We start from the raw sequence: 25,411 nt of genomic DNA on the forward strand, positions 1-25,411 counted from the left end.
TTAGCTCATTAAAAAGTTTTATAGTTTCTTTTTAAAACTGTCCTTTTTTGGAATTAACGTTGACTTAATTCGTTTAGTTTTCAATGTTCAAATCGTTGCGATTAACAACTTTTATATTTTAACATTTTTAAATTTCTTTGTCAAGCTTTTTTTAAAACTTTTTTAAAAATGTTTATTCGTCTTCTTCAGAAGACTTTTATTATTCTATCATTTCTACGAATGTTTGTCAAGAAGTTTTTTTATATTTTTTAAAACTTTTTAACCGTTTACTTCGTTGAAATAATTGATTTTGTCTTTCTTTAAGACTTTTATAAGTTTATCATTTCTTTTATATTTTGTCAAGAACTTTTTTATAATTTCTTAACATTTAATATTTCGAAATGTTTGATTGTTCGTCTTCTTCTTGAGAAGACTTTTACTATTCTATCATCACTTTTAAAACTTGTCAATAGCTTTTTTATATTTTTTTAAAAACTATTTTAACAGTTTATTTGGATGATGCCGTCTTTATAAGACAGTAATTATTTTAGCATTTCTATTATCTTTTGTCAAGTCTTTTTCTTAACATTAGTTCTTTAGAAATTCTTTATTGTTCGTCTTCTCTATCAGAAGACTTTTATTATTCTATCATTACTTCTAGATTATGTCAACACATTTTTTTTAATTTATTTTTATTTCTACCTTAAAATCTTTTTTTCTATAATAAACGCAAAAAAGAGAGAATTGTTTCTCATTCTCTCTTCTCTAATTTATCTACTATATATTGTAAAAGTCAAATATTGTTACTGGCAGATTTCTCTTGTGTTCTGATCTTAAATAATGTCCTTCGATTATTTCTTTTACATTATTAGGAACTTCTTTCCCTTCCAAGTAATCGTCTATGTCATTATATGTTACACCAAGTGCCACTTCGTCTTCTAACGCTGGTCTATCCTCTTCTAGGTCTGCTGTTGGTTTTTTAAGATATAAGTGCTCTGGACAGTCTAACATTTTTAGTAGTGCTTTACCTTGTCTTTTATTTAATCTATATAATGGGACTATGTCCGCTCCACCGTCTCCATGTTTAGTAAAGAATCCAGTGATTGCTTCTGCAGCATGGTCAGTACCAACTACTATACCTTTATTCATTGTAGCAATAGAATACTGAGCTTTCATTCTTTCTCGAGCTTTCTCATTACCTTTCGCAAAATCAGTAATTTCTACTCCTGCTACTTTTAATGAATTGACACTAGCATCTACTGCATCTTTTATATTGACAGTATATACTTTGTCAGGACTAATAAATTTTAATGCATCGTTACAATCATCTTCATCAAATTGTTCTCCGTATGGTAGTCTAACAGCGATAAAGTTATACACTTCCCCTGTTTCTTCCCTCAATTCAGTAATTGCCATTTGACATAGTTTTCCGCAAAGTGTAGAATCTTGTCCACCCGATATTCCTAATACTAAACTTTTTATGAAGCTATTTTTCTTTATATAGTCTTTTAGAAAATTGATTGTTAATCTTATTTCCTCTTCTACATTAATTTCAGGTTTACATCTTAATCTTTTTATTACTTCTTGTTGTAATGTCATATTATCACCTAATTATTTTGATTTTTTTGTTACTCTTTCCAATATTTCTTTTCTATTTTGCCAACATTTAGCACTTAAGTCTACTGGATAGAATTCTGGATTTAATAGTCTAAGATACTCATTCCATAATAATTCTTTATTCTTTTGGAAGTACTTAGCACTTTCTTGTACTGTTGGTACCTCATACACTTGCTCACCGTTAACAAAAATATCTTCGTGAATATCTATTGCTTTGAAGTTTTTTACTTCCTTAGCTAAGTATGTATGAGTTGGGTGGAAAAGTTTTATACTTTGTTCTGCATTCACGTCTTCTTTTTCCAATGCAATGTAATCCCCTGCTGCCATACCCGTGTCTGTATTTATTATTCTATAAACCTTTTTAACACCAGGAACAGTAAGTTTTGCAGGATTTTCTGAGACTTTTAGTCTGTCAATCATCTCACCATTATCATTTTCAAGACACGCAAGTTTATAAACAGCACCTAATGCTGGATTATCATAAGCAGTTATAAGCTTTGTCCCTACACCCCACGCATCAATCACTGCACCTTCTTGTTTTAAATGCGTAATTGTATCTTCATCTAAGTCGTTTGAAGCTACTATTTTAGCATTTGGATAACCCGCTTCATCAAGCATTTTTCTAGCTTCTTTTGACAGATATGCTATATCTCCTGAATCCAATCTAATACCATGGAAATTAATTTTATCTTTTAATTCATCCGCTACTTTAATAGCTGTAGGAATTCCAGAGCGTAATGTATCATAAGTATCAACTAAGAAATAGCAGTCCTTATGTGCAGCTGCATATTTCTTAAATGCAACTTCTTCATCTTCATAAGCCTGAACAAATGAGTGAGCATGTGTTCCGCTACATGGAATATTAAATAATTTTGCAGCTTTCACGTTACTTGTAGCATCAAATCCACCGATAATAGAAGCTCTCGTCCCCCAAATCGCTGCATCAAATTCATGAGCACGACGAGTACCAAATTCCATACAAACTTCATCTGGACATAAGTGCTTAATTCTAGCAGCCTTTGTAGCTATTAATATTTGATAGTTAACAATATTCAAAATAGCTGTTTCCATTATTTGCGCTTGAATAAGTGGAGCCTCAATTCTAAGTAGCGGCTCATTAGCAAAAATAATTTCTCCCTCTTTTACTGAACGAATATTACCAGTGAACTTCATATTACTTAAATATTCTAAAAAGTCTTCCTCATATCCTAATTCTCGTAAAAATTCTATATCAGAATTTGAAAATTCAAATGAATTCACATAATCTATAATTTTAGCAAGACCAGCGAATACAGCATACCCTCCTCCAAATGGTATTTTTCTGAAATACACATCAAAATATGACTTTCTTTCATGTACTCCATCTTTAAAGTATGCATATCCCATATTAATTTGATAAAGGTCAGTATGCAAAGCATCACCTAGATATTTATTCATAATCTCCTCCGATTTATGTATATAATTAAATTTGTCACCTATTATATTAACATTTTAACACCTTTTTAACAAATATTTATACTTAAATATAATAAATTTAATACTACATTTCTACTCTTTAGCATTTAGTTATTTCTATTGAATTAACTATTCCTTTTATTAACATTCAGAAGTATTTTTTCATAAAGTTGTTATCTAATATTCTGTATCAACAAAAAAAAATAAAAGAAGTAACAGTTGATTATCCTCTGTTACTTCTCTGATTATTAGTGTTTGAATTTTTATTATTAGTTGCTCTTTGTGTCTGATTAGCTTCTTGTTTATCTTCATCCTCATTATCTGACGTATTATCATTAGTTTGCTTATCACTTGATTTTTTAGTGTCTTGTTTGTCAGTAGTCTTCTCAGAATCTTTTTTTGATGATGACTTCTTATTATCTTTTTTAGCTAACTCAGGAATCTTACTATCATCAATTCTACCATTGTTATCCCCAGATTTTTCTAGATTTCCATCCATTATAGATTTTATCGTTGCTTGCAAGAAATTCTCTTGTAATGGGATATTAAAAATCAATTCTCCTTGATAACTAAGACCATACTCTTGTCTTACCAAGTCAGTTATAAAGTACGGATCTTTCAGTTTATCTATGACTAGCTCATTTACTTTATTCTCTTTCTCCAGATTTTCAATCATCTGATTTTGTTCTGCTAATTGAGCGTTGATTTGTTTCTTATCTCGAATATATAGAAATGTTTGTAGTAGTGTTACAGCTAAAGCGAAAGTCATAATAGCTAGAATAATAAACTTACGGCGTTTTCTATACTTAGCTTTTGCTTTTAAGACATCTTTTTTGAATTGGCTATTCTGCTCTCTCATCTTCTACTTCTCTTGATTTTTCAGATAAGATTTTAAACATTTTTGTTGCATCTTCTTTCTTAGTACTATCTTTTAATTCTAGTACTTCATATACAACTTCCTTCTTAGCAAAGTAAATAGTAATCTTATCCCCTATTTTTAAAGTGCTAGATGGTTTCGCCTTTTTACCATTAATCGCTATATGCCCCTCTGATGATATTTCATTAGCAACTGTTCTTCTTTTTATAATTCTTGATACTTTTAAAAATTTATCCAAACGCATTTAATCACCCCTAAATATTAGTACATTCTATTATCACATATTTACTCTCTTTTCGCAAATAAAATCCACGATAATCTATGTATTTTTAAAAACTTCTATAGTTTGTGCCACAAAAATACACAGCTGAAGAACTTTTCAACTGTGTATTTTTTATAATTATTAAGCCCAATTTCCGTCTTTGAAAATTGCTACTTCTTTTCCATCTGCTGTGTAACCAGTAATATTTGTTGTTGCTTCTCCAATCATAAAGTCAACGTGAACTAAACTATCGTTAGCACCAACTTCTGCTAATTGTTCATCAGTCATTTCTGGTCCACCTTGAACACATGTTGGATATGCTTTACCAAGAGCAATGTGACATGCTGCGTTCTCATCAAATAATGTTTCTAAGAATAGAATTTTTGTATTTGAGATCGGTGAATCATACGGTACTAATGCCATTTCTCCTATTCTTCTTGATCCTTCATCAGTTTCTAATAAGTTTTTAAGAACATCATAACCACGCTCAGCTCCGAAGTCTACAACTTTACCTTCTTCAAATTTTAACCAGAAGTTATCGATTAATACTCCACTGTAGTTTAGAGGTTTAGCATTATAAACAATACCACTAGTCTCATCTTTATGAGGCATTGTAAATACTTCCTCTGTAGGGATGTTCGCTACGAAACGGCCAGCTTTTTTAGCATAACTTCCTGCACTTTGCCAAATATGATTTTTAGGTAATCCTACATATAGATCTGTTCCTAAGTCATTTGTGATATGTAATTTAACTAATTCATTTTCGTGTAAGAATTTCGCTTTTTCATCTAAAACTTTAATGTGTTCTTCCCATTCCGCTACCGGATCATCTCCAGTTGAACGACAAGCACTTAAGATTTGATCCCAAAGTTTTAAATAAGCCGCTTCATCATCTAATTCAGGGTATAGTCTTTTTGCCCATCCTACTGTTGATGCAGAAACAACACACCAAGGACACTCATCACTCATGATAGACTTCATATAATTACGCATAGCTTTTGAACGTCCTACCATAGATGCTTTTAATTTCGCACTATCTACACCTGCTAGTCCATCTGGATCATCTCCGATAATAGATAAGAATGCTGCTCCTTCATCTAATTCGTCTTGGTACTTATCGATGTACCATTGACCAACCGTACTTAATGACTCTTCACTTTGATATTTTAAATTTAATTTTGTTAACTCTTGATCACGCCATTCTACTGATACTCTTTTTGCTCCTAATTCATAGCAAGCCTCTACGACTTTTGCAACAAAATCACGTGTTTCAGTACTAGCACGAACTAATACAGGTTGTCCTTCTTGAACATTTAATCCAACTTTTGCTATTAGTTGAGCATATTTTTTTAATTGTGTATTTAATTCCATTTGATTCCCTCGACTTTTTCTCTTAATTTGCAAATTAAACAAATAACTATTTCTTTAATTGCACATAATCTATTATATCACTTTTTGTTAGATAATATTAGTAGGGAGTGACTCAAAAATCGTGATTTCATAGAAATCGATTTTGTCAAGTCACCCCGCACAGTTTATTAGATATCTAAAAAGCTTTTATAAAGCGATTTTAGATATCAATAAACCACTGCGTCTATGAGTTTACATAGGCACTTTGTTAAAATTTAGGACCTTTTTATCAGTCCCCATAAAAAATTAAACTTCTCTAGTTGCTTGTTTTAACCATTCTAACTCTTCACCTTCAAAGTGTGGAGCTAGTACTTCGAATACTTTCGCATGATATTTATTCAATTCATATTTATCTTCGATTGTAAGCATATTTAGATTGATAGCCTCTAAATCCCATGGTACGAATGTCATTACTTCGAATTCCATAAATTGACCATACTCATTTTTTACTGTTTTTCTAACAATAAGTTCATTCTCTAAACGAATACCATGAGATCCTGAGATGTATAATCCCGGTTCATTAGTAACAACCATACCGTGTTTAAATGGTTCAGCTGCACGATAGATTCCCCAGTGAATACCATGAGGTCCTTCATGAATATTACCTAAGTAACCTACACCATGACCTGTTCCGTGATTGAAGTTCTCATAATCTTGCCATAATGGAGCACGCGCGAATAAGTCCACATTAGCTCCAGACACACCTTCCATGAATTTTAATCTTGATAGGCGCAAGTGACATTGAAGCACTCGTGTATAATCGTATTTTAATTTGTCGCTAACTTCTCCCATCGCCGTAGTACGCGTGATATCAGTTGATCCTTCTTCAAAATGTGCACCAGTATCGGTTAAAAAGAAAGTACCTGTACGTAGCGGAATCGAAGTCTCTTTAGAAGATGAATAGTGCACAATAGCTCCATTTTCACCATGACCGCAAATCGGAGAAAAACTTGGGCAGATAAAGCCACCTTGTTCTTTTCTGAATTCTACAAGTTTCGCAGATGCCGAAAGTTCATCCTCTTGTTCACTTACACCTTGTTTTACTAGTTGTTTTAGCCAATAAATAAATTTCGTATGAGCAATACCGTCTTTCACATGAGCTTTAATAGTATGTTGTAACTCAACTTCATTTTTTATAGCTTTCATTAAAATTGTAGGATTACGTCTTTCCACTAGTGTTATCTCTTTTGGAATATTATTAAATACCGCATAGTTTAAGCACTCTGGATCGACTAAAACTACATCATTACCTGAGAATTGTTTCACTTCTTCATAAATATCATTGTATGGTTTAATATTTACATTGTGGTCTTCCAAGTGTTTTTTGATTTCATCAGATAGTTTTCTCTCATCTACATATAAGTCAACACTATTTTCATAAACAACTGCATAACTTAATAATACTGGTACATAATCAACATCCATACCACGAATATTTAATAACCATCCAATATCGTCAAGTGTAGTAATAACATGAATATTTGCTCCTACTTCATGCATTTCTTTACGAACTCTCTCAAGCTTACTAGCTACAGATTCTCCAGCTCTTTCTAAATTCATATAAAACGCTGGTTTCTCTGATAAAGATGGACGATTTTCCCAAATCTCATCAACTAAATCAACATCATATTTTACCGTAGCATTTTTACGTTTTAGTTTTGTAGCTAAGTCTTTTCCTTCACCAAAAGTCACAACACGACCATCAAATCCTAATACTCCATTCTCAGGTGTATTTTCGACAATAAACTCCGCGATAGTCGGAACTCCAGGTTCACGCATTTTTTGCAATTCAATACCAGTTCCTTCTAATTGTTTTTCTCCTTGTAAGAAATATCTCCCATCTGTCCATAAACCTGCAAAATCTTTCGTAACAATTAATGTCCCTGCAGAACCAGTAAATCCACTCATAAATGCACGAGCTTTAAAATGTTCTCCTACATATTCACTGTTGTGAAAGTCCGCTGTTGGAACCATATAGACATCAATTCCATTTTTTTCCATTAATGCTCTTAACTTAGAAACTCTATCTTTTATCTCCATTGTTCTTACTCCTTTGTTATTTCATATACGATTTCTATATGAATTTTCTAACCAATTGCGAGAAACTTCATCAATAAATAATTCCTCACAATTATCATACTTAATATTTTATCACATTATAATACGCATTTCACTAGGGAGTGACTCAAAAATCGTGATTTCGGAGAAATCGATTTTATCGAGTCACCCCTGCACAGTTTATTTGATATCAACAAACCACTGCGTCTATGAGTTCTCATATACACTTTGTTAAAATTTAGGACCTTTTTGTCAGCCCCTAGATTTTTAAAATTCGTTAATTTTCCAATAAAATATAGACTATAGAATCAACCTCTACAGCCTATATATTATAATTATTATTTTAATAGCTCTTTGAAATAATCAGTTGCTTTTACCAATGAATCCACTATCGCTGGTTCTCCTCCTGAGTGACCAGCTACAACAATATCCAATTTACAATTATTTAACTTTTTACTTAATTCGTAAGCACCTACAACACGGCAGTCAACATCATAACGCCCATGAGTTATTGTTGTAGGAATATCTTTTATAACATCGATATTGTTTAATATCCAATCATCGTCATTCCAGAACATATTATTCATCCAAAAGTGGCATTCAATAGTCGCCATCGAAACTGCATAGTGAATATCACCAAAACTTTGTTCCAAGTTAGGGTCTGGATGAAGTGTAACAAGACTTCCTTCCCACATGCTCCACTCCCTTGCTGCAAGTTCTCTTGTTTCTCTGTCTTCACTTGTCAAACGGTTATAATACGCACGGACCATATCACGACGTTCATCTCTAGGTATTATACTTTCATATCTCTCGAATGCTTCTGGATGTATATTACTCGCTCCACCTTTTTCATAAATCCATAATATATCTTCTCTACGTCCTAAGAAAATACCACGTAGTACTAGACCTAACACGCTCTCTGGGTGTTTAATAGCATAACAAAGTGCTAAGGTAGAACCCCAACTCCCTCCGAATACTAGCCATTTATCAATACTTAAATCCTCCCTTATTTTCTCCATGTCATCAATAATGTGCCAAGTATCATTATTCTCTAAACATGCATGAGGCGTAGACTTCCCACTTCCTCTTTGATCAAATAATATAATTCGGTAGAATTCTGGATCAAAATATTGTCTACCGCTTGCTGATGTTCCACAGCCTGGTCCTCCATGTAAAAAAACTACCGGGACACCTTGAGGATTCCCACTCTCCTCATAATAAATAGTATGGGTCTCATCGACCTTTAACATTTTAGAGAAATTTTCTTTAATTTCAGGATATAAACTCCTTAATTCCCCCATAATAATACCTCCTGTTGTGTACTTGTTTACAATTTATTTGTATCACATAACAGTTTATTTTCTATTTTTTAAAAATAAACTAATAAGCAATATTTATATTCCTCTTCTATTATAGCTCAACATTTTTTAATATTCAATTATTTTCTTAATATCTATAATAATCATCTATCTAACAACTTTGCAATCGATTAATAATAGTGATATAATTATATTAAAGATTACAATATAGTTAAAGGAGTCGAGAAAAGTGAAACTTTCAAGAACTAACAAAATTTTAGAAAAAATGAAACAACAAGGAATTAACCAAGCTTTAATTAGCGATCCTTATTCAATTTTCTATCTAACTGAATACTTAGAGCATCCAGGCGAAAGATTTTTTGCAGTACTACTTGATGAAAATGGTGATCACAAACTATTCATTAATGCTCTTTTCCCACTTGAAAATGATTTAGGATTAGAAAAAGTAGTCTATTCTGATACTGATAATCCTATTGAACTACTAGCAAGATTCATACCAAATGGTTCTGTTGTGGGTATAGATAAAGTGCTTCCTGCTCGATTCCTATTGCCTCTTATGAATCACCTACCAGAAAACAAATTTGTAGATGTATCTCAAATCGTCGATCGTGTACGCATGATTAAAGATGAAGAAGAAAAAGAACTTATGCGCCGTGCTTCTATTCTAAATGACGCGGCTTGCCAAAGAGTTATAAATAGTATTTCTGAAGGAAAATCAGAAAAAGATGTAGCTAAAGACTTGCTTGATATTCACGAAGATCTTGGTGTAGACGGATTATCATTCGATCCTATAATCGCTTATGGCGCTAACGGAGCTAATCCTCACGGCACTGTAGGGGATAGATATGTAAAACCAGGAGATGCTATAATTATCGATATGGGTGGAATTAAAGATAATTATTGTTCAGATATGACACGTACTGTATTTTGGAAACAGCCAAGCGAAAAAGCTCGTGAAGTATTTGAAATAGTACTAGAAGCTCAAAAACGAGGCGTTGCCGCTGTTAAACCAGGGGTTAGATTCTGCGATATAGACGCGGCTTGTCGTGATTATATTACAGAAAAAGGATATGGGGAATTCTTTACACATCGTACAGGTCACCACATTGGATTAGAATGTCATGAATATGGAGATATTTCTAGCATCAATGAAACTAAATGTGAGCCAGGTATGATTTTCTCTATCGAACCAGGTATTTATCTTCCAGGAGAATTCGGTGTTCGTATCGAAGACTTAGTTCTTGTTACGGAAGATGGCTGTGAAGTTTTAAACAAACTTAACAAAGAATTAGTTATTATCGGTGAATAACTAATTATATTAAATTAAGCTTTTCATATTTACTCTTCCTTTATAAAAACAGACGATTGAAATTAAGGTCAATCGTCTGTTTTGTTTTTATTCAAAATGTTTCTTTAGAAACTCTCCTACAATATTCCAATATTGTTCTCTGAATTTTCTTTCAGCCTGAACATGTTTCATTCCTGGGAAACTATGGAATTCTTTTTCTGAAGTTATTAGATCATATGCGGCTTTCCCATGTTCTAACGGAACAAAACCATCTTCTTCACCATGTAGTACTAATGCAGGAAGCTTAGTTTCTTTCAAAGCTTTTGTTGCATCTACATCCCCAAAGAAATATCCAGCTCTGATTTTCGTTACCGTATTTGCCGCTGGGATTACAGGGAAACTCGGTAAATTAAATAATTTTTTCAACTGATATGTAAATTCTACTTTTAAATTCACATAACCACTATCTTCGATAAAAGTTTTTACGTTAGATGGCAAATCCTTACCTACTGCATTCATTACTGTAGCTGCCCCCATACTAATTCCAAACAATGCACTATCAGCATTGTTATTTTCTGATGATATTTTCTTCACCCAATTAACTAAATCATCAGAATCGTAACCACCCATAGAAATAAAGTCACCTTCACTGTTACCGTGAGCTATTAAATCTGGTGCAAAAACACTATAACCCATGTCGTAGAATTTTTTGATATAATTAACCATTTTCTTAGCATCACTAGTGTATCCGTGAACTACAAATATCCACTTTTTAGCATCCGGATTAACAAATTTATATCCTACAAGTTTATTTTTAGTAACAGACTCCATCTCAACAGTTTGCTTCGTTTCATCAAACCATTTGTTTAAAGCTGTTTTATCCTCTTTGCTCCCATCGCTATCTTGATTTACGATAGCACTCTTATCTACCTTCGGATTCAAACCAAAGTTATAAAAATAGTTTCCAACAAAACCAAATGCAACAACTACTAAAATCAACAGCGTCGCTAATATTTTTTTAAAATGTTTTTTCACTTGTCTTTACCTTTCATCTTCAAATTCAATAAAACTATTATACTATCACTTCGAATAAAAGTAAATAAAAAATAACACTAATAGAGACTTGAGATATCTCTATTAGCGTTGTTATTTAATTATTAATTCTTACCGAAACCTTATCCCCAATGTTAAATCTTTCTGCTGTTGATATCGTTAAAACTTTTAAAGTATTCCCATAAGAAGTCTCAACTAAATACTCAACTGTAGATCCTAGATAGGTTACATCTACAACTTCCCCATCACCAGAATTATCTAATTTTATAGATATTTCTTCTGGTCTAATTACCAAGTTTTCATCAATAATATTATTTTCACCTATAAAACTTGAGATAAAATTGCTCTTAGGCTGTTTATAGAGTTCTTCTGGAGTACCTATTTGTTCTATATGGCCTTCATTTATCACGATAACTCGATCAGCAAGCTTAAAGGCATCCTCTTGATCATGAGTTACTATTATCATTGTAACACCAAATTGTTTTTGGATTCTTTTAATTTCTTTTCTCATTACGTCCCTAAGATGCACATCTAGATTAGATAAAGGTTCATCCAGTAACAACAATTTAGGATTTAATACCATACTTCTAGCTATAGCAACGCGTTGCTGTTCTCCTCCAGACAACTCCTTAATCTTTTTCTTATCATAGCCTGCCAGTCCGACTTTTTCTAGCATCTCTTGCGCTCTTTTTTCCCTCGTATTCTTATCAATTTTTAATAATTTCAGACCATAACTCACATTGTCTATAACATTTTTATGAGTAAATAAACCATACGATTGGAATACCGTAGCAATCTCTCTTCTTTCAGGTGGGATATTATTAATATTCTCATTAGATAACACTACATTACCTGAATAATCTGATACGAAGCCTCCTATAATATTTAATAGCGTAGTTTTTCCACATCCAGAGGGCCCTAATATACAAACCAACTCACCCTCTTTTATATCAAAAGTAATACTCTTTAAAATTTCTTTATCTTTATACTTCTTTGAGATATTTTTTAAACTTAAGTACATACTCTATCTCCTTCTATTTACTATCAAGTAATACGATATATTTATCACTAGGCATATCATAATTATGTAAAATGCAATAACCGAACCTATATCATACTTACCACTTTCTATCACATCAAACATAACAATAGTCGCTACTTTTTGACTAGGATATATTAAGAAAATAATAGACCCAATTGTTGTCATCGTCGCCGTAAAACCATTAATAAAGCTTATATAAAAACCTTCATAACTCATAGGAAATACAACATCCTTAATCTCATTGAACCTACTTCCTCCTAAGTCCCTCACTGATTTTAACTGATCTTCAGATACTTGACTTATAGAGCTATAACCTATTTTTGTAGCAAACGGCATCTGCTTAAACACTAAGTTTAATATTACTATTAATGCTGTTCCTGTTAATTTCAAAGGATATGAATTAAAGGCTAATACGTAACCTAATCCAAAGAATGTACCAGGTAGTATATACGGTAATGTCGCTACAAAATCAATCATTTTTAAGACTTTGACATTTCTTATGTAAATATAATATTGAAGAACATGACCTACTACTGAGGAAATCAATCCAGCAATAAGCGAATAAATCACACTTCTTACAAATACATCAGTTATATAATCGTTAGCATCTATAAAATTCTGCAGTGTAAATATTAATTTTCCATATTCCATAGTTGAAAATGCCGAAATAATTATCGCACTATATAAACTAGCTAACATCAAAACAATAACTACAGTAACTATTAAAGATATATAGTAAATAATACCAGATTTCTTAATATTAGCCTCTAATACACCAACATTTTTACTACCTAGTGTAGTATTTCTAAAACTCTTAAAGAATATCAAAAATATAAGAAGCGACGGTATTAGAATAATTAAATTCATTACTACTGCTTTACTAATATTTCCTTCAGCTATGAATGATAAATAACCTTCAGTGGCAAGAACATTATACTTACCTCCTATTATAGCCGGTGTTGCAAAATCAGCCATACTTCTTAAGAACGTCAATAGAATAACTACTTTAATAACAGGTCTCATGAGCGGAAGAAGAATATCTAGTATTATTCTATTAGTATTTGCACCTAAAGACCTAGCTGAGTTAATCACACCTCTATCAATTCCTTTTAGAAATCCAACTAAAAGTAGTACATTTATAGAAATATGCGTCACACTCTGCATACTGACAATCCCGAAAAAACCATAGGGATCATAATTTAATTTCAGAAGATTGTAAGTTATTAAGCCGCGTCTTCCAAATAAATTTATATATGATAATGAAGTCACAAAAGGTGGTGATATCATAGAAATCATAAATATAAGAACTATTATCTTCTTGAATTTCGATGTTCCAATAAAATAATAAAGTGAAACAGCCACCGATATAAAGACGGTAACTACAGTAGTTGCTGTAGCAACTTTTACAGTATTTAGTAATAAATGAGAATAACTAGTAATATTAGTTATTAGTTCCGAAAACAACTCACCTTTGTACCCATAATTAAAGACAGCAACAAACGGATATAATACAAAAAGTATAAAAGAAATAATAATAAGTCCTATGACAATACTGTCAAATAAGTTTATTTTTTTTAACATACTATCTCCTTTAATATTATAAAAATTGGGAGTGACTCAAAAATCACGATTTCTTAAGAAACAAGATTTTGTCGAGTCACCCCCACACGGTTTATTAGATATCTAAAAAGCTTTCATAAAAAGAATTTAGATATCAATAAACCACCGTGTCTATGAGTTATAATGCACACTTTTTTAAATTTAAATCTTTTGGGCCAAACCCAATCCATTCTATTTATCTCCCACTAATTCTTTCCATTTTTTAAGAATAGCGCTACGTTCATTACCAAATGAAGCTAAATCTTCTTTAAGAAGTTTGTCTTTTGGTAATCCTAAATCGGCTCCTTTAGAACCGTCAATTACCATTTGTGCTCCATCTTTACCATCAAGTTCAGCGATTAATTGTTGATTTTCAGGTTTTAAAATAAAGTCTTCAAATGCTTTTGCTATATCAGTAGCTTGAGAATTTTTAAATATTGCTACACCTTCAGGAATCCAAGGAATACCATCTTCAGGATAAACAACTTTTAAGTTGTGTTTTTTAGCTGCATCAAAGGCAGATTTATCAACAGGAATAATACCTATTCCAAATTCACCAGCAACTGTTTTTTCTTGTGGATCTTTACCACGTTTACTATAAAAATCAACATTTTTGTTAAATGCTGTCCAGTATTCCCATCCTTTTTCAGTACCTTTTTGTCCTAAAATACCTGCTACAGCACCGAAATTAGTTCCTGATATTGCTGGATTACTCATAATAATTGTCCCTTTGTATTTCGGATCAGTTAAATCAGACCATTTTTTAGGAACCTCTAATCCTTTTTCTTTTAAGACATTTTCATTAACTAAGAAACCAACTACAGTAATACCTTTTGATAACCAGTAATTTTCTGTATCTTTGAATCCTTCTTTGATTTTGTCAGAACCCTTAGCTTCATATTGCTCTAAAAGGCCATCTTTTTTAGCAGCCATGAAAGCATCAATTCCTCCACCAAACCAAAGATCTGCCATCGGCTTACCTTCTGCTTTAGTTCTTGAAATTACTTCTCCACTAGACATTGATAAAAACTCAACTTTACTATTTGTTTCAGCTGCAAACTTATCAAATAGCTTTTTATATTTTTCAGAAGTTGCCACAACATTCATTGTTTTACCACCGAAATCAATTTTGCTAGTTTCTTTTTTACTTTCAGTCGCTTGTTTTTGACCGCAACCTAATAAAATTAGAGAAATTGATAAAATAATAGTTAATACTTTTAATATTCTTTTCATATTTATTGTATCCTTTCTTCAACTATAAGTTTATACAAAAATTATACTAAGAAATAAAGATACTTTCAACCTGTGCAAGAGTACATAACTTTTATTATTTTAATATTTTTATGTAAATATCCTTATTATTATTTTAAGTGTTATATAACTATTTTCACAATATTTACATAATAAGAATAATAAAAATTTTTATTCTATTCCATACTTCTCTTTAATTGCATCTGCCACTATCATCCCTGTAAACCAGGCAACCATAAGATTGTAACCACCGATTTCTCCATGTAAATCTAAAATTTCTCCTGCAAAGTATAAATTCTCTATTTTTTTATGGCTACATGTCTTCGGACTTACTACTTTAAGATCTACTCCACCTGCTGTAGTAAAGGCATATTCTAATGGCATCGTCTTAACATCAACTAATTCATAACGTTTGATTTTCGTTACAAATTTTCTTAACTCTTTCTTACTAACATTTTCTGGGAAATGTTTTTCGATCATGAAGTTATAAAAACTTTTCGGTAATTTTCCTTGTAAGAATTTATTATCCTCCCATAGTTTAGCAAAAAGTTCTTCCTCATTAAGGTCAGGATAAAAGTCTAGATAAAATTTATCTTCTGGATAACGAGCCACAAATTCTCCCATAGAAATTGATAATGGTCCACTCAACCCTTTATGCGTGAATAGAAGATCTCCACTTCTCTCGTTTTTCTTATGGAACATTCTTACATTTTGCAGAGCAACCCCAGATAATTCTCTAAAGTCTTCAAAAACTAAAGCTACTTCACTAGGATATATTTTAGTAATCTTCACACCATGTTTTTTCAGAATTTTATGTAATGAACCATCACTTCCACTCTGAGGGTATGTTTTCCCTCCAGCGCAGACTACGATATTCTTTCCATAATACGTATCAACATTTGTTTTTACACCAACTAGTTTATCATCTTCGAATACTAAGTCTTCTACTTTCTCTTTATAATTAATCTTCGCATGGTCTATTTTGAACGCATTAACTACATCTCTAGATTTTTCACTCGCTGGATATAATCTTCTGTTTTCTTGTTTTAATTTCAAATTATGTTTATCAAAAAATTTCTTAACATTATATTTATGATAAGCACTTCTTAAAAATCTACCGTTATGTACTGCCGCGACAAAATCTTCAGCATTGTCACTACTCATAACATTACAACGTCCATTTCCTGTTAAAAGCAGTTTTATTCCTGCACGTCTATTTTGTTCAAGAACTAATACTTTTAAACCACTATCATTAAGCCTATCCGCTATCATAAGCCCTGCACTACCAAGACCTATCACAATCACATCGTATTTCATCTTAAATCTCAACTTTCTCTTAATTTAATCAAATATCATCTAATTATAACATGGAATCTAATACTTTCAAATTTTTCTATGTTAAACATAATTTTACACTACATGCTTATAATAAAAATTCTAAAATTTTCCTTTCTTCTTATTGGAATTTTTCGCTATTTTGTAATATACTAAAAGGTATGTGTTTAAAGATGGGACTGTCCCAAAAGTCCTAAAATTTAGCAAAGTTCATATTAGAACATATAGACGCATTGGTTTATTGATAACCAAGTTCGCTTTGTAAAAGCTCTATAGATAGCTAATAAACTGTGCAAGGGGACTCGACAAAATCTTGTTTCTTAAGAAATCGCGATTTTTGAGTTACTCCCATGATTTAAACAATTTTAAAATAAAGGATTTTAAATAATGAGATTGAAAAAAATTGGTATTTTGATTTTACTTCTTGTATTTTTAGTTCCAAACTTCTCGAAAGCTGATGATAACTTTCTAGATAACAACGCAGTAACAAATTTAAGCGATGTTAATGCTCATCTTGTAGTTTCGGAATTAAACACGGGGAAAATCATTTCTAAACGTGGAGAAAATGAAAAAGTATCTGTAGGTAAATTACCAAACTATCTTGCACTTTACCTACTTACTGACAATTTAAAAAATAAAAAAATAACATTAGATGAAAAAATTAATATTAATAGTAGCGACGACATTCTTTCTAAATACAAAATTGAATCGTCAATTACAGTTAAAGATGCAATCTTCCTATTAGAAAATGAAAATTCTAATAGTCTTAACCAAGCAATATTCGCTCACTTTAACATAACTCTTGATAAAGCTAAAGAAACATTAGCTGCCATGTCACTACATGACACAAAACTAGAATCACTAGATAACAATGGGAATAATACTAGTACCGCAAAGAATATCTCTTACCTTACTAGTTTGATTCTTAAAAATTATCCTGAGATTACAGAAATCACAAAAAATCCAGAACATACTTTAGCATCTGGAGAAAAAATTAACAATAGCGTTGAGTTTAAAGAATCAGATAAGTTTAGAGTTTTAGGTTTAGATTACTCAGACAAAAATAGTGTAACTTACGCGTACAGTGGGAATACTAAATTAATTATCACAGTATTAAACCAAAGCGATGATAAAGCTACTTATTTTGATAAACTTCAAAAAACTTACGATTACCTATTCTCAAACTATAGCTATAAACTAGCTCTTAAAGCTGGAACATATACTATAAACAATGAACGTATTACTTTTAACGAAGATATTTACGACTTATTCTATGAAAAACATTCAATTAAAGATGTAACATACCTTCTTATGAATAAAAAAATACTTTTATTCCAAAAATACGAAACAATTTCTGCAAATGAAGGAACTGTATTCTCTGACTTCACTTCTAACGATAATACAGGAAACCTAGCAAAAATCAAATCGAACTTCATCAATGATGATAACTTTGATAAGAAAGATAATTACGAAAAAACTACTATTGTAATAGATCGTACGAAATACTTCGCTACGGGTATACTTGCAATATACACACTTGTTTTCGCAGCACTATACGTTATGCGACAAGTTGTTAGAAAGGATTAAATATGGAGCAAAACAATTTGGTTTTCGAAGTTGATGGTACAATTTATGAGCTTATTTACAACTTCAAAGATGCCTTTCAAAAAGAAACATTTGAAGAAAAACTAGTAGATGTGTTAAAAAATAAACCATATATCGTAGGAGATATTTCTCACGAAAAACTACGACTTACTGGATTCATTTTAACAAAGGATAACAACAATCCTAAAAACATAAACAACCTTGAAGATTACATACTAGAATATTGTAATTTCGGAGCACCATTCTTCGTAGTTAAAAAACGAAATTCATAAAAAAAAAAAAAAAAACAGTTTAGTTAAAACACTAAACTGTTTTTTATATCACTTAGTCTTCGTCTTCCCAAGATTTTTCTTCTAATATTTCATCAACATTATAACCATAAGTATTACAATATTCATCAATACTCATGCCTTGCTCATCCATTCTTTGTTGATGATATTTGTCTACTTCTGGAGCATCACTAAATAAATCAAATATGTTAAAAGCCATAATAGTCTCCTTTCTAATAATATTTATTTTTAAATATATCTTTACGACCAAAGTATATCACCTTTTATTTTCCATGTCAATATAACTTTTTCTTAATATCATCACATTATTTTATTTATAAGATAATTTTTTACTTTATATAAACTTAGCACAAACTGCCTCAGGTACAACTACCTCAGAAGCAACAACAGTTAGCTCTCCTGTTTTCTTATTAACAGTGTACACAGTAATCGTTCCACTATTTTCATTTGTCGCAATTGCTAAAGTATTATCTTTTGATAGGTCAAAATCTCTAGGACCTTGCCCTTCAGTACTAATAGTTTGAAGTTGTTTTAAACCTGATTCTGTGTTTTCAAAAACAACTACAGCATCTTGCCCTCTATTAGAAACATAGATAAATCTATTATCGTTTGAAATTTTTATCGCACTACCTTTATTTTCTAATGAAAAATCTTCAGGCAATGTAGGATAATATGTTGGATTTGTTAAATTCCCCTCTCTATCATAATCAAAAGCAATTACTTCACTAGTAAGTTCAGTCATGACAAAAGCTTGTTTTTCATCACTACTAAATACTATATGGCGAACCCCGCTTCCATCTTTAGCTTTGAAAGTAGCTACTTTTTCTAAAACTCCTTCGTTAAGCTTATACGATGTAATCTCATCTGTTCCTAAATCACATGAAAAAACATATTTTTCACTTGGGGTAAATCCTGAAAAGTGCACATGAGGTTTCTCTTGTCTCACGTGTACTCCACTTCCTTCGTGATGATCTGTTGATAAGAGTTTTACAAGCTCACCATTTTCAACAGAATAACTATCAATCGTACCTAAATGATAGTTCGCTGATAATAAAGTGTTTTTATCCGAGTTTAACTCTACGTAACAAGGAGGATTTCCTTCTTGGGCAATCGATGTTAATTCCTTCAAATCACCATTTTCTTGAACTTCAAAGCTTGTAACAGCACCTTTTCCATCTACTCTTGATACACTATATAAATATTTATTATCATTTGACAATGCTAAATACGTTGGATTATCAACCTTAGCTACATTTCTAACTTCTAGTACTTTCCCTTCTTCAGATAGCTCAACTAAGTATATTCCTTCACTATCTTGTTTTGTGTATGTTCCAATATATGCTCTTACCATTATTTTTCCTCCTACTTTCTATAAACTTATTATAACATTTTCCAAAAAAATTTTATAAAATTTTCTCTCGCCTATAATTCGTATAAATCAAAATTATCGTTTTTTTTGAAAAGTTAAAATCTCATTTTACGAATTTTCTATCCCTTTCACAAAGTTAAAATTCGTTTTTAACTGTTTTTTCGTTAAAAAATCAATATTTCATCAGAAAAATTCACAAAAATTCTAACATTTAAGATTTTACATATCTTCAACTTCTTGATATAATAGTTTATATTAATAAAAGTATATTTTAGGAGGAAAACCGTGAAACACGAATTTATATTAGTTCTAGACTTCGGTAGTCAATATAACCAACTTATCACTCGCCGTGTACGTGAGCTTGGTGTATATTCTGAACTACACGACAATGAAATTTCTATTGAAGAAATCAAAAAAATGAACCCTAAAGGAATTATCCTTTCAGGTGGACCTAACTCAGTATATGAAGAAAACTCTCTTACAATTGATGATGAGATTTTCAACCTAGGTATTCCTGTATTAGGAATTTGTTACGGAATGCAACTTATGCAACACAAACTAGGAGGAAAAGTAGAATCTGCGACTAGTAGAGAATACGGAGCTCACAATGTTGACGTAACTCCAGGAGCTAAATTATTCGAAGGTACTCCTGCAACCCAACAAGTATTAATGAGTCACTCTGATAAAGTTGTTGAACTTGCTGAAGGATTCAAAGTTGTAGCGACAAGTGATAACTGCCCAATCGCTGCTGCTGAAAACGTAGAAAAAGATTTCTACTGCTTCCAATTCCACCCAGAAGTACGTCACTCAGAATACGGGTATGACTTAATTAAAAACTTCATCCGTAATGTATGTAAATGTACTGAAAACTGGACTATCCAAAACTTCATCGATGAAAAAATTGAAGAAATTCGTGCAGAAGTTGGAGATCAAAAAGTTCTTTGTGCACTATCTGGTGGTGTAGATTCATCAGTTGTAGCAGCCCTACTAGACAAAGCAATCGGAGATCAACTAATCTGTATGTTTATCGACCACGGTTTACTTCGTAAAGGTGAAGCTGAAGCTGTAATGAACACATTCAGTAAAGAAATCGAAGGTGGATTCAACATGAATCTAATCAAAGTCGACGCTAAAGATAGATTCCTTGGGAAACTTAAAGGTGTAAGTGATCCAGAACAAAAACGTAAAATTATCGGTAATGAATTCGTTTATGTATTTGATGAAGAATGTGCTAAACTTCACGATGTTCCATTCTTAGCTCAAGGTACTCTTTACACTGACGTTATTGAATCAGGAACTAAGAATGCACAAACAATCAAATCTCACCACAACGTAGGTGGATTACCAGAAGATATGCGTTTCTCTCTAATCGAGCCACTTAACACTCTATTCAAAGATGAGGTTCGTGCATTAGGTGAAGCTCTTGGTCTTCCTCACGAAATCGTTTGGCGTCAACCATTCCCAGGACCAGGACTTGGTATCCGTGTTCTTGGAGAAGTAACAGAAGAAAAACTTCAAATCGTTCGTGACAGTGACTTCATCTTACGTGATGTTATCGCTAAACGCGGATTAGAAGGAGAAATCTGGCAATACTTCACATGTCTTCCAGATATTCGCTCAGTAGGAGTTATGGGAGATGTTCGTACATATGACTACACAGTTGCAGTTCGTGCCGTAACAAGTATCGATGGTATGACAGCAAGCTGGGCTCACATTCCATTTGAAGTACTTGAAGAGATCTCAGCTCGTATCGTAAACGAAGTTGCTCACGTTAACCGCGTAGTCTACGATATTACAAGTAAGCCTCCGGCAACGATAGAATGGGAATAGCCTTAAAGGACTAAAAACCCTTAATATAACTGACTTTTAGAAATTATATATAAACTAAACCCCACCAATAATTTTTGGTGGGGTCTTTTTGTTAAAATCTTTGATTTCTTACCTTATCTACACTAAAATATAAATATGAAAATAGGTAATGCAGAATAATACATTCAACAACAAATTTAATTAAAATAGCAACATTTCAATTTCTTGTCACTACTTGTATGATACTTATTAGCTGTGTTATAATTAAATGGAATTATAATTTTAAGAGGAAAATAATATGGATTTAATAATTAAAGAAATAATAGACAAGAAAGAAAAAGAAATAATATCTAAAGAGGTCCTTTACGACCTCCCTGAATGGTTTGGTCTACCTGAAAGTACAGAAGAGTATATTAAAGATTCACAAGATAAACCATTTTTGGCTTGCTATGCGGATAATGAAGTTGCAGGTTTTATCGTATTAAACGCAACAAGTAAGGATACTGCAGATATTTTTGTAATGGGTATAAAGAAACAATTTCATAGAATGGGAATTGGAACAAAACTAAATACAGAATTTGAAAATATGGCAAAAACTCTTGGATATTCTTACTCGCAGGTGAAAACTGTAAAAATGGGACACTACAAAGAATATGATATTACTAATGAATTCTATATCGCAATGGGTTATAAAGAATTAGAATGTTTCCCTACCTTATGGGACGAATGGAATCCATGTCAAATATATATTAAATATTTAGGGGAATAATACTTCAATAATGTTTTATTTATAAAAAAAATATTTTAGTATCTAAAAGCTCGATGAGTAAAAATAAAAGTAGTATATTCACCAAGAAACTTGATATAGTTTACTTTTAAGAACCAAATACAGGATAAATACAAATTTATACCCTTCCATTTTCCCTAGAAATAATTTTCGGTGGGGTCTTTTTATTAAAATCTTTGATTTCTTACCTTATATATGCTAAAATATAGATATAAAAAAGAAAGAGCCGTTTTAAAGACGGTGACTCGAATATTTTAGTATTAAATAACTATCTTACCCCAAGCCAAAGTGTAAAGATGGTTATTTTTTATTGTCTTTTTTTAACGCTACAATACATGCACTAACTACTGAAACAATCAATAGATTTATTCCAATAATCGTCTGTACAATTTCGTAAGCTGACAACTTGCTACTCCTTTCATCAAGATTTCAGTGTATGCGAGCATAGCACCATCCCCTTTCAATTTGAAGTAGCCACCATCTTTATCGGGAACTAATGCCCCCTAACTTCTCTCTCCAGTTTCGATTATATCAAATTAAACTATCATAATCAACTATTTATAAATACTAATATATCAGCACTTTTTACTAAATAATTATACTTTTTATACCCTGCCATTTCCCCTGCCAATATAAAAAACAAAGTCGATACTCCCTATGATATCAACTACTCAGGATAGATTCTTCCCCTATCGAATGGGAGTAACTTTTAAAAGTCAAGAAACCTTGCTATAACTGATTTTAAGAAATATTATATAGATTAAAAACAAGTTAAAACACTTTGGATTGTCTCCAAAGTGTCTCCAAAACCCCCACCAATTATTTTTTGATGGGGGTTATTTTATAGTTATAATAATGATAAAAATAATCTATATCTTTTATAAAAAGTATTTACAAAGAAATTTCTAAGACATATAATTAAATGGAGTATCACTAAATCGTTTTGATTTCCTAGTTACTTATTACAATAAAAATAAAAAGGAGATACATATTATATGTACAAAAAACTTATAGCTATAGTATCTAGTCTTATAGCTTTAATAGTTATTGCTAGTGGGATTTATTACTTCTTCGGTTCTAATAATTCTATAAAAGAAGAACATACTAAATACCTAGCTCTTATAAATGATAGTCATGATTTTAAAGGGGGACTTGCTGGATTAGAAACTCTTGACAACGAGAAAGGTCAAGAAGCATTCAAAAACATTAAAACTGAAATTAAAATCGCTAAAGAATTAAAAAATACTGATGTAAGTCTAGATAACAAAGATGTAGATGCTGCTAAGAAATCCCTAGATAAAGTAGATTCTCTTACTACTGATAATTCTTTCGATAAAGCAATTGAATGGTTAAAAGAAGATATTACTAACTACGAAAAAGCTCAAAAAGAAATCAAAGATGCTAAATCTGACGATATCAATTCAATACTTGATAAGTATAAATTCAAACATAGTGCTTTAAAAGTGAAACTGAGTGAAAGCAACTCTAGTTCTCAGAAAAACGTAGAAACTGAAAAACAAAATACTAGCGTAGAAACTAAACCTGTTAAAGCGTCTAGAAAAAATACTATGGGAGCTACAATACCTGATAATGTAACAAGTCTCCAACAAGAATGGATAAGAAGAGGTGGCGATGCAGAGATGTTAACTACTGTTAGAAACTCATATAAAAATGTTGAAAAAATAACAACTAATTTTAACTCTCTTCACCAAGCAAATCCCGATGACCCTATCACAATTTATTTGGAGATGAGAGATGGAACAAGAAAAACTGCTGAGTTTGATTACGCTTGGGCCAGCGGGGCTTTCGTAGGATATACAGTCCATGTATTTGATGATAATTTTTATATCACTGTAAATTAATAATAATATATAAAACCTTGGAACATTTTATGATTAGAGATGTTCTGAGGTTTCTAGTTTATCCACCACCTCTCATTGACGTAATCATACTATTATTCTATAATTATTTATGTAAGATAATAAAAGGAGAATTTTATGAATAAAAAGAACAAAACTATAATATCAATTGTTTCGATAATCGCTGCTCTTGTTATTTGTTTTTTCGGATATAATCTTTATCAAAAAAAACAGGCTGAAGTTGTTTCAGCAGAGAAATTAACAGCACTACATGAACTAACAAAACAATTTAATGATGAAAATGATAGAAATAATAAATTTAACCTACTAAAAGACACTCTAGACGAACAATCAAAATACAATCTAAATTCTTATAAAGACCCAAAGGTTAAAGATGAATTTAAAAATAGTATAAATATCATGAGAGATTATTTCCATAGAGATTATGACAATACTATAAAAGAAAACAATATCTCAGATCTTAATAACACTTCTGACGAAAGTAAATTTTCTGATAAGAAAGCAAAATTAGATGATTTAACAAAAGTTATAGAAAAAGAAAAAGACGTTACTTTTGAAACTGAAGAACAGGCTCAAGAAAAGAAATCTGAAGTGGAAAAACTTATAAAACAATATGAAGAACGTATAACTGCATTAGGTAAAAAAGAGAAAGAGACAAAAACAGAAGAAAAAAGAAATGGCTCATCAGATAATATTGGAGAAAAGGCTGTAACTATGACTTCTACTCATTATGAGAATGAGTACTTTATCGTCGATGTACCTGCTAAATGGTCTGGGAAATGGTCTATTAGTAAAACTATAGACACAAAAAATCTTGGAACGCCTTCTCAACCAGCTATAACATATATGTTTGGTCGTTCTGGTGATAATCCTATGTTCGGTGGCGGTGGACAAACCGTACATGTTTATCCTAATGGATTACCAAGCAAGGCAAACTCAGTTAAAGAATGGACAAAATTTGGTTCTAATATCTATGTAGGAGCCGGCGCTAGTAGTGGTTTCTTTAACGAAAAAAATGAAACATACTATAGGGAAGAAATGGCTAAAATACGTGCTAAATAAGATAAAATACCTCAATCAAATCAGTGATTGAGGTGTTCTTTTATATAGTTTCCTTATTATCAAT

Annotated in this window: 22 protein-coding genes; 7 read left to right on the forward strand and 15 right to left on the reverse strand. The window is 31.5% G+C overall.

Features of this window, described 5'->3' with window-relative positions:
* Window positions 1-756: 756 nt before the first annotated feature.
* The 7 genes from nadE to pip all read right to left on the reverse strand — a co-directional run bounded on the left by nadE (window position 757) and on the right by pip (window position 8,959).
* On the reverse strand, window positions 757-1,578 hold the full coding sequence (gene nadE / locus O3884_RS05450; RefSeq protein ID WP_371452257.1) for an ammonia-dependent NAD(+) synthetase: 822 nt from the start codon (window positions 1,576-1,578) through the stop codon (window positions 757-759).
* Window positions 1,579-1,590: 12 nt separating this feature from the next.
* Window positions 1,591-3,033, reverse strand: coding sequence for a nicotinate phosphoribosyltransferase (locus O3884_RS05455; protein ID WP_371452259.1), 1,443 nt, complete (start codon window positions 3,031-3,033; stop codon window positions 1,591-1,593).
* 241 nt (window positions 3,034-3,274) lie between these two features.
* Window positions 3,275-3,910 (reverse strand): FtsB family cell division protein, encoded by a 636-nt coding sequence (locus O3884_RS05460; RefSeq protein ID WP_371452260.1) that lies wholly within the window; start codon window positions 3,908-3,910, stop codon window positions 3,275-3,277.
* Window positions 3,894-4,172 carry an RNA-binding S4 domain-containing protein gene (locus tag O3884_RS05465; RefSeq protein ID WP_294683634.1) on the reverse strand — a complete coding sequence of 93 codons (279 nt, stop codon included), beginning with the start codon at window positions 4,170-4,172 and terminating at the stop codon, window positions 3,894-3,896. Before O3884_RS05465 ends, O3884_RS05460 begins: the two co-directional genes overlap by 17 nt.
* Before the next feature lie 159 nt (window positions 4,173-4,331).
* The gene (locus O3884_RS05470; RefSeq protein ID WP_371452262.1) at window positions 4,332-5,561 is read right to left on the reverse strand and encodes an aminopeptidase; all 1,230 of its coding nucleotides are present in this window, start codon (window positions 5,559-5,561) and stop codon (window positions 4,332-4,334) included.
* 285 nt (window positions 5,562-5,846) lie between these two features.
* On the reverse strand, window positions 5,847-7,640 hold the full coding sequence (locus tag O3884_RS05475) for an aminopeptidase P family N-terminal domain-containing protein (protein WP_371452264.1): 1,794 nt from the start codon (window positions 7,638-7,640) through the stop codon (window positions 5,847-5,849).
* 356 nt (window positions 7,641-7,996) lie between these two features.
* The gene (gene pip, locus O3884_RS05480) at window positions 7,997-8,959 is read right to left on the reverse strand and encodes a prolyl aminopeptidase (protein ID WP_371452266.1); all 963 of its coding nucleotides are present in this window, start codon (window positions 8,957-8,959) and stop codon (window positions 7,997-7,999) included.
* Window positions 8,960-9,206: 247 nt separating this feature from the next.
* Between pip and O3884_RS05485 the strand changes: the two genes are divergently transcribed.
* The gene (locus tag O3884_RS05485) at window positions 9,207-10,286 is read left to right on the forward strand and encodes a M24 family metallopeptidase (RefSeq protein WP_371452268.1); all 1,080 of its coding nucleotides are present in this window, start codon (window positions 9,207-9,209) and stop codon (window positions 10,284-10,286) included.
* Between the two features lie 87 nt (window positions 10,287-10,373).
* Here O3884_RS05485 and O3884_RS05490 read toward each other — a convergent pair whose 3' ends face one another.
* From O3884_RS05490 to O3884_RS05510, 5 genes are all read right to left on the reverse strand, one after another.
* The gene (locus O3884_RS05490) at window positions 10,374-11,300 is read right to left on the reverse strand and encodes an alpha/beta hydrolase (protein WP_371452269.1); all 927 of its coding nucleotides are present in this window, start codon (window positions 11,298-11,300) and stop codon (window positions 10,374-10,376) included.
* A gap of 115 nt (window positions 11,301-11,415) precedes the next feature.
* The gene (locus tag O3884_RS05495) at window positions 11,416-12,339 is read right to left on the reverse strand and encodes an ABC transporter ATP-binding protein (RefSeq protein WP_371452270.1); all 924 of its coding nucleotides are present in this window, start codon (window positions 12,337-12,339) and stop codon (window positions 11,416-11,418) included.
* Between the two features lie 3 nt (window positions 12,340-12,342).
* Window positions 12,343-13,941, reverse strand: coding sequence for an ABC transporter permease (locus tag O3884_RS05500; RefSeq protein ID WP_371452271.1), 1,599 nt, complete (start codon window positions 13,939-13,941; stop codon window positions 12,343-12,345).
* A gap of 210 nt (window positions 13,942-14,151) precedes the next feature.
* Window positions 14,152-15,192: an ABC transporter substrate-binding protein gene (locus O3884_RS05505; RefSeq protein ID WP_294683642.1), complete on the reverse strand. Its 1,041-nt coding sequence runs from the start codon at window positions 15,190-15,192 to the stop codon at window positions 14,152-14,154.
* A gap of 189 nt (window positions 15,193-15,381) precedes the next feature.
* Window positions 15,382-16,527 carry a BaiN/RdsA family NAD(P)/FAD-dependent oxidoreductase gene (locus O3884_RS05510; RefSeq protein WP_371452273.1) on the reverse strand — a complete coding sequence of 382 codons (1,146 nt, stop codon included), beginning with the start codon at window positions 16,525-16,527 and terminating at the stop codon, window positions 15,382-15,384.
* A gap of 405 nt (window positions 16,528-16,932) precedes the next feature.
* Between O3884_RS05510 and O3884_RS05515 the strand changes: the two genes are divergently transcribed.
* Window positions 16,933-18,132 carry a D-alanyl-D-alanine carboxypeptidase family protein gene (locus tag O3884_RS05515; RefSeq protein ID WP_371452275.1) on the forward strand — a complete coding sequence of 400 codons (1,200 nt, stop codon included), beginning with the start codon at window positions 16,933-16,935 and terminating at the stop codon, window positions 18,130-18,132.
* A gap of 2 nt (window positions 18,133-18,134) precedes the next feature.
* Window positions 18,135-18,422, forward strand: a complete 288-nt coding sequence (locus O3884_RS05520) for a YutD-like domain-containing protein (RefSeq protein WP_371452277.1) — start codon at window positions 18,135-18,137, stop codon at window positions 18,420-18,422.
* 52 nt (window positions 18,423-18,474) lie between these two features.
* On the opposite strand, the gene O3884_RS05525 is transcribed toward O3884_RS05520, so the two are convergent.
* Window positions 18,475-18,639, reverse strand: coding sequence for a hypothetical protein (locus tag O3884_RS05525; protein WP_371452279.1), 165 nt, complete (start codon window positions 18,637-18,639; stop codon window positions 18,475-18,477).
* A gap of 135 nt (window positions 18,640-18,774) precedes the next feature.
* Complete coding sequence (locus O3884_RS05530; RefSeq protein ID WP_371452280.1) at window positions 18,775-19,791, reverse strand: lactonase family protein; 1,017 nt, start codon at window positions 19,789-19,791, stop codon at window positions 18,775-18,777.
* A gap of 303 nt (window positions 19,792-20,094) precedes the next feature.
* On the opposite strand from O3884_RS05530, the gene guaA reads away from it, so the two are divergent.
* Window positions 20,095-21,639: a glutamine-hydrolyzing GMP synthase gene (gene guaA / locus O3884_RS05535; protein ID WP_060914642.1), complete on the forward strand. Its 1,545-nt coding sequence runs from the start codon at window positions 20,095-20,097 to the stop codon at window positions 21,637-21,639.
* A 277-nt stretch (window positions 21,640-21,916) separates the two neighbouring features.
* A complete protein-coding gene (locus O3884_RS05540; RefSeq protein WP_371452283.1) occupies window positions 21,917-22,387 on the forward strand; it encodes a GNAT family N-acetyltransferase in 471 nt (156 codons plus the stop codon).
* A 318-nt stretch (window positions 22,388-22,705) separates the two neighbouring features.
* On the opposite strand, the gene O3884_RS05545 is transcribed toward O3884_RS05540, so the two are convergent.
* Window positions 22,706-22,810 (reverse strand): putative holin-like toxin, encoded by a 105-nt coding sequence (locus O3884_RS05545; RefSeq protein ID WP_081450717.1) that lies wholly within the window; start codon window positions 22,808-22,810, stop codon window positions 22,706-22,708.
* A gap of 590 nt (window positions 22,811-23,400) precedes the next feature.
* On the opposite strand from O3884_RS05545, the gene O3884_RS05550 reads away from it, so the two are divergent.
* The gene (locus O3884_RS05550) at window positions 23,401-24,267 is read left to right on the forward strand and encodes a hypothetical protein (RefSeq protein ID WP_371452285.1); all 867 of its coding nucleotides are present in this window, start codon (window positions 23,401-23,403) and stop codon (window positions 24,265-24,267) included.
* Window positions 24,268-24,402: 135 nt separating this feature from the next.
* Window positions 24,403-25,347 carry a hypothetical protein gene (locus O3884_RS05555; RefSeq protein WP_371452287.1) on the forward strand — a complete coding sequence of 315 codons (945 nt, stop codon included), beginning with the start codon at window positions 24,403-24,405 and terminating at the stop codon, window positions 25,345-25,347.
* The last annotated feature ends 64 nt before the right edge of the window (window positions 25,348-25,411 follow it).

The sequence above is a fragment of the Gemella sp. 20925_1_85 genome (assembly GCF_041433735.1).
Classification (GTDB): domain Bacteria; phylum Bacillota; class Bacilli; order Staphylococcales; family Gemellaceae; genus Gemella.

Bases quoted from the DNA above. Each gene is read 5' to 3' on its own strand.
- nadE (WP_371452257.1), bottom strand. From the start codon at position 1,578: ATGACATTACAACAAGAAGTAATAAAAAGATTAAGATGTAAACCTGAA.
- O3884_RS05455 (WP_371452259.1), bottom strand. From the start codon at position 3,033: ATGAATAAATATCTAGGTGATGCTTTGCATACTGACCTTTATCAAATT.
- O3884_RS05460 (WP_371452260.1), bottom strand. From the start codon at position 3,910: ATGAGAGAGCAGAATAGCCAATTCAAAAAAGATGTCTTAAAAGCAAAA.
- O3884_RS05465 (WP_294683634.1), bottom strand. From the start codon at position 4,172: ATGCGTTTGGATAAATTTTTAAAAGTATCAAGAATTATAAAAAGAAGA.
- O3884_RS05470 (WP_371452262.1), bottom strand. From the start codon at position 5,561: ATGGAATTAAATACACAATTAAAAAAATATGCTCAACTAATAGCAAAA.
- O3884_RS05475 (WP_371452264.1), bottom strand. From the start codon at position 7,640: ATGGAGATAAAAGATAGAGTTTCTAAGTTAAGAGCATTAATGGAAAAA.
- pip (WP_371452266.1), bottom strand. From the start codon at position 8,959: ATGGGGGAATTAAGGAGTTTATATCCTGAAATTAAAGAAAATTTCTCT.
- O3884_RS05495 (WP_371452270.1), bottom strand. From the start codon at position 12,339: ATGTACTTAAGTTTAAAAAATATCTCAAAGAAGTATAAAGATAAAGAA.
- O3884_RS05500 (WP_371452271.1), bottom strand. From the start codon at position 13,941: ATGTTAAAAAAAATAAACTTATTTGACAGTATTGTCATAGGACTTATT.
- O3884_RS05505 (WP_294683642.1), bottom strand. From the start codon at position 15,192: ATGAAAAGAATATTAAAAGTATTAACTATTATTTTATCAATTTCTCTA.
- O3884_RS05510 (WP_371452273.1), bottom strand. From the start codon at position 16,527: ATGAAATACGATGTGATTGTGATAGGTCTTGGTAGTGCAGGGCTTATG.
- O3884_RS05515 (WP_371452275.1), top strand. From the start codon at position 16,933: ATGAGATTGAAAAAAATTGGTATTTTGATTTTACTTCTTGTATTTTTA.
- O3884_RS05520 (WP_371452277.1), top strand. From the start codon at position 18,135: ATGGAGCAAAACAATTTGGTTTTCGAAGTTGATGGTACAATTTATGAG.
- O3884_RS05525 (WP_371452279.1), bottom strand. From the start codon at position 18,639: ATGGCTTTTAACATATTTGATTTATTTAGTGATGCTCCAGAAGTAGAC.
- O3884_RS05530 (WP_371452280.1), bottom strand. From the start codon at position 19,791: ATGGTAAGAGCATATATTGGAACATACACAAAACAAGATAGTGAAGGA.
- O3884_RS05540 (WP_371452283.1), top strand. From the start codon at position 21,917: ATGGATTTAATAATTAAAGAAATAATAGACAAGAAAGAAAAAGAAATA.
- O3884_RS05550 (WP_371452285.1), top strand. From the start codon at position 23,401: ATGTACAAAAAACTTATAGCTATAGTATCTAGTCTTATAGCTTTAATA.
- O3884_RS05555 (WP_371452287.1), top strand. From the start codon at position 24,403: ATGAATAAAAAGAACAAAACTATAATATCAATTGTTTCGATAATCGCT.